Source organism: Aeromonas sp. QDB18 (assembly GCF_027705325.1).
Lineage (GTDB): Bacteria > Pseudomonadota > Gammaproteobacteria > Enterobacterales > Aeromonadaceae > Aeromonas > Aeromonas caviae.
In genome coordinates this window covers 1-4,271 of sequence record NZ_JAPDBQ010000213.1, presented here as the reverse complement: position 1 = coordinate 4,271, position 4,271 = coordinate 1, and the positions used below count along the sequence as shown (strand labels likewise).

Here is a 4,271-nt window from a genome sequence, read left to right as displayed (position 1 = left end):
CCATGATCTCGCACCTCAGTAACTGTACGTAAGATCAGTATAGCTCGTGGTGACTGCTAATCATGGGTAATCAGGTAGGTTAATGTCATGATAATAATGGTTTCTTAGACGTCAGGTGGCACTTTTCGGGGAAATGTGCGCGGAACCCCTATTTGTTTATTTTTCTAAATACATTCAAATATGTATCCGCTCATGAGACAATAACCCTGGTAAATGCTTCAATAATATTGAAAAAGGAAGAGTATGAGTATTCAACATTTTCGTGTCGCCCTTATTCCCTTTTTTGCGGCATTTTGCCTTCCTGTTTTTGCTCACCCAGAAACGCTGGTGAAAGTAAAAGATGCTGAAGATCAGTTGGGTGCACGAGTGGGTTACATCGAACTGGATCTCAACAGCGGTAAGATCCTTGAGAGTTTTCGCCCCGAAGAACGTTTTCCAATGATGAGCACTTTTAAAGTTCTGCTATGTGGTGCGGTATTATCCCGTGTTGACGCCGGGCAAGAGCAACTCGGTCGCCGCATACACTATTCTCAGAATGACTTGGTTGAGTACTCACCAGTCACAGAAAAGCATCTTACGGATGGCATGACAGTAAGAGAATTATGCAGTGCTGCCATAACCATGAGTGATAACACTGCTGCCAACTTACTTCTGACAACGATCGGAGGACCGAAGGAGCTAACCGCTTTTTTGCACAACATGGGGGATCATGTAACTCGCCTTGATCGTTGGGAACCGGAGCTGAATGAAGCCATACCAAACGACGAGCGTGACACCACGATGCCTGCAGCAATGGCAACAACGTTGCGCAAACTATTAACTGGCGAACTACTTACTCTAGCTTCCCGGCAACAATTAATAGACTGGATGGAGGCGGATAAAGTTGCAGGACCACTTCTGCGCTCGGCCCTTCCGGCTGGCTGGTTTATTGCTGATAAATCTGGAGCCGGTGAGCGTGGGTCTCGCGGTATCATTGCAGCACTGGGGCCAGATGGTAAGCCCTCCCGTATCGTAGTTATCTACACGACGGGGAGTCAGGCAACTATGGATGAACGAAATAGACAGATCGCTGAGATAGGTGCCTCACTGATTAAGCATTGGTAACTGTCAGACCAAGTTTACTCATACTGAAATAATTGGGGGGTGATTACCACCGTAAATTTTTCCCAGACGGTAAAAAGAATTACAGACTTTTATCAACTAAAAAAGTGGCCTGAATATCAGCACTACCGTCAATACCATTTCAGTAAATCAGGATAGGGAAAAATTGGCAAACCCAGTTCTTCACTTGCTCTGCGGGTTCTGTCACCCTGACGTCATACGGTAATCCCCCCCAATTCATTAATCGACAAGGTCATCCTGATGAAACAAATTACCATGAGCGATATGCAGCAACAGAGCGCAGCGGCTGTGCAATCGCCTCGGCTCCGCGCGCACCGTAATTTCCATCCAGAATTAAGCGATTCGGTCCAACGTCTGGCTATTGCCATGGAACCTGGGACCTACGTGCGCCCGCACCGACACCCTCACACCTTCGAGCTACTGTTGCCATTAAGGGGTCGTTTCGTGGTGCTGAATTTTGACGATCGGGGTACCGTCACCCATCGGGCGATATTGGGGGAAACCTGTACGGTGCTGGAGATGGCCGCAGGAACCTGGCATGCCGTGCTGTCGCTGGATACCGGTGGCATAATTTTTGAAGTAAAACACGGTGGCTATCAACCCGTGGCTGCCGATGACTATGCGCACTGGGCTCCAGCGGAAGGAGAACCAGGAACCACGGAGCTTATGGCCTGGTATGCGCAAGCGCAGGTGGGCGACAGCACTTTTGCCGTCTAAGGCGATAAACAAAAACGGAATGAGTTTCCCCATTCCGTTTCCGCTATTACAAACCGTCGGTGACGATTTTAGCCGCCGACGCTAATACATCGCGACGGCTTTCTGCCTTAGGTTGAGGCTGGGTGAAGTAAGTGACCAGAATCAGCGGCGCACGATCTTTTGGCCAGATCACCGCGATATCGTTGGTGGTGCCATAGTCACCGCTGCCGGTTTTATCCCCCACAACCCAGGAAGCAGGCAGTCCAGCCTGAATGCTCGCTGCACCGGTGGTATTGCCTTTCATCCATGTCACCAGCTGCGCCCGTTGGCTGTCGCCCAATGCTTTACCCAGCGTCAGATTCCGCAGAGTTTGCGCCATTGCCCGAGGTGAAGTGGTATCACGCGGATCGCCCGGAATGGCGGTGTTTAACGTCGGCTCGGTACGGTCGAGACGGAACGTTTCGTCTCCCAGCTGTCGGGCGAACGCGGTGACGCTAGCCGGGCCGCCAACGTGAGCAATCAGCTTATTCATCGCCACGTTATCGCTGTACTGTAGCGCGGCCGCGCTAAGCTCAGCCAGTGACATCGTCCCATTGACGTGCTTTTCCGCAATCGGATTATAGTTAACAAGGTCAGATTTTTTGATCTCAACTCGCTGATTTAACAGATTCGGTTCGCTTTCACTTTTCTTCAGCACCGCGGCCGCGGCCATCACTTTACTGGTGCTGCACATCGCAAAGCGCTCATCAGCACGATAAAGTATTTGCGAATTATCTGCTGTGTTAATCAATGCCACACCCAGTCTGCCTCCCGACTGCCGCTCTAATTCGGCAAGTTTTTGCTGTACGTCCGCCGTTTGCGCATACAGCGGCACACTTCCTAACAACAGCGTGACGGTTGCCGTCGCCATCAGCGTGAACTGGCGCAGTGATTTTTTAACCATGGGATTCCTTATTCTGGAAGAGACGAAATAACAACAACATGAATAGTCAATATTTTACCTGAAGCGAGCCACAACGCGTCCGATTTTATGCTTCCGAAAGGCAAATACGGACGTCGCCAGAATGAAACCTAAATTCCACGTGTGTTTTTTATTAGCTTCAAAAATCACTATTTCACGAAGAATTTAGACTGCTTCTCACACATTGTAACATTATTTACAACCACCTTTCAATCATTTTTGATAAATCATTGATTTCATCTTTGCTGCAATGATACTTAATAAACTCTGCAAGTTATCCACAGAGCAACACTCAATTTTATTGATGATATTCTTATTATACCAGACATTTTTCATACACTCCCTTGTACGGATAGTTTTCCGATAACTTCATGATTACATATCTTGCGGTTTTGATTATTTTTGCTGCAAGAAATACATACTTCAAACGAAAGGTCTTTATTTGCTGTCTGTATTCTGAAGAGTCCAAGGAATCAAACTTGAACAACAAAAATAGGTTATATGAAAGCATCATCATTTGAAACACGGCTTCATTCGCCCAAAATGACTTTAGCAAGAGATGACCCACCGCCATGTCGTATTTGGCTTCTTTGATATAGTTTTCAGCATTACCACGCTTTTCATAGTATATAACTACTTTTTCAGAAAGCAAGGTAGTATTTGTTACAAAGAAAAAGTAGTCGTATTCGGAACCTTCTAAAAGTGATAATTGTGCTCTTTCTTTTTCTGGTTTCAGTACGCGAGATACGACAAATCTTCTGTCTTTTTCCCATTTAACTAATTTTGTATACAGTTCTGTAGTTTCTCTACCTTCTTCTCCTTTAACGAATACAATTGATGAATTCGTTGCTTGTGAGGTGAGTGTAGAATAACTTTTGGCTTTAATTAAATATTTGCATCCAAGAGATTCTATCGTTTCGATAATTTTTTCATCAAAGTAGCCACTATCCATTCGAAATAAAATTTCTAAATCGTCTGATTTGATGTTAGCAACAATTTCTTTGATCATTTCCGCAGCACCGTTTGCAGTGTAAGTATTGCCACTTCTTACAAATCCGGTAACATATGCTTTTAATTCGTCGCAAAATGCAAATTGGATATTGTAGCATCGGTTTCCCAGTTTCTTAGGATTATATCCTTTTGACGCACCTTCTTGATGACCTTCTACGTTAATTACACTACTATCAATATCAATCGTAATGGATGTCAATTTACTTTTAGTGAGCAGTTTTTTAAAGACTTTAAAATTAATGTCTCTAAACATTTGGGTTGTCTTGAAGTTGAAGTTTCCTAGAAACCGTGACACTGTTTCAGGTTCTTTTACGGAAATATCAAACTCGTTGACGAGGGGATCATTTTGAAGTAGCTTTAGACGTTCTAACTTATCAATGCCAATGAAGTGACCGCAGAGCATGCGCGAATTCAACTTCGAAGTGCAATTCCCGATTAAAAATCAGGCTGCTTTCAGAAGTTCGTCAAAAACCACCTGTGG

3 protein-coding genes and 1 pseudogene are annotated in these 4,271 nt (G+C 45.1%); 2 read left to right on the top strand and 2 right to left on the bottom strand.

What is annotated here, in order from left to right:
- Positions 1–243: 243 nt before the first annotated feature.
- Positions 244–1,104 carry a broad-spectrum class A beta-lactamase TEM-1 gene (locus OKC30_RS19945; protein WP_000027057.1) on the top strand — a complete coding sequence of 287 codons (861 nt, stop codon included), beginning with the start codon at positions 244–246 and terminating at the stop codon, positions 1,102–1,104.
- A 258-nt stretch (positions 1,105–1,362) separates the two neighbouring features.
- Positions 1,363–1,839: a WbuC family cupin fold metalloprotein gene (locus OKC30_RS19940; protein WP_013023839.1), complete on the top strand. Its 477-nt coding sequence runs from the start codon at positions 1,363–1,365 to the stop codon at positions 1,837–1,839.
- Positions 1,840–1,885: 46 nt separating this feature from the next.
- On the opposite strand, the gene OKC30_RS19935 is transcribed toward OKC30_RS19940, so the two are convergent.
- On the bottom strand, positions 1,886–2,761 hold the full coding sequence (locus OKC30_RS19935) for an extended-spectrum class A beta-lactamase CTX-M-3 (RefSeq protein ID WP_011091028.1): 876 nt from the start codon (positions 2,759–2,761) through the stop codon (positions 1,886–1,888).
- A 334-nt stretch (positions 2,762–3,095) separates the two neighbouring features.
- Positions 3,096–4,193: pseudogene (locus OKC30_RS19930) on the bottom strand (IS1380-like element ISEcp1 family transposase); the annotation flags it as partial.
- Between the last annotated feature and the right edge of the window lie 78 nt (positions 4,194–4,271).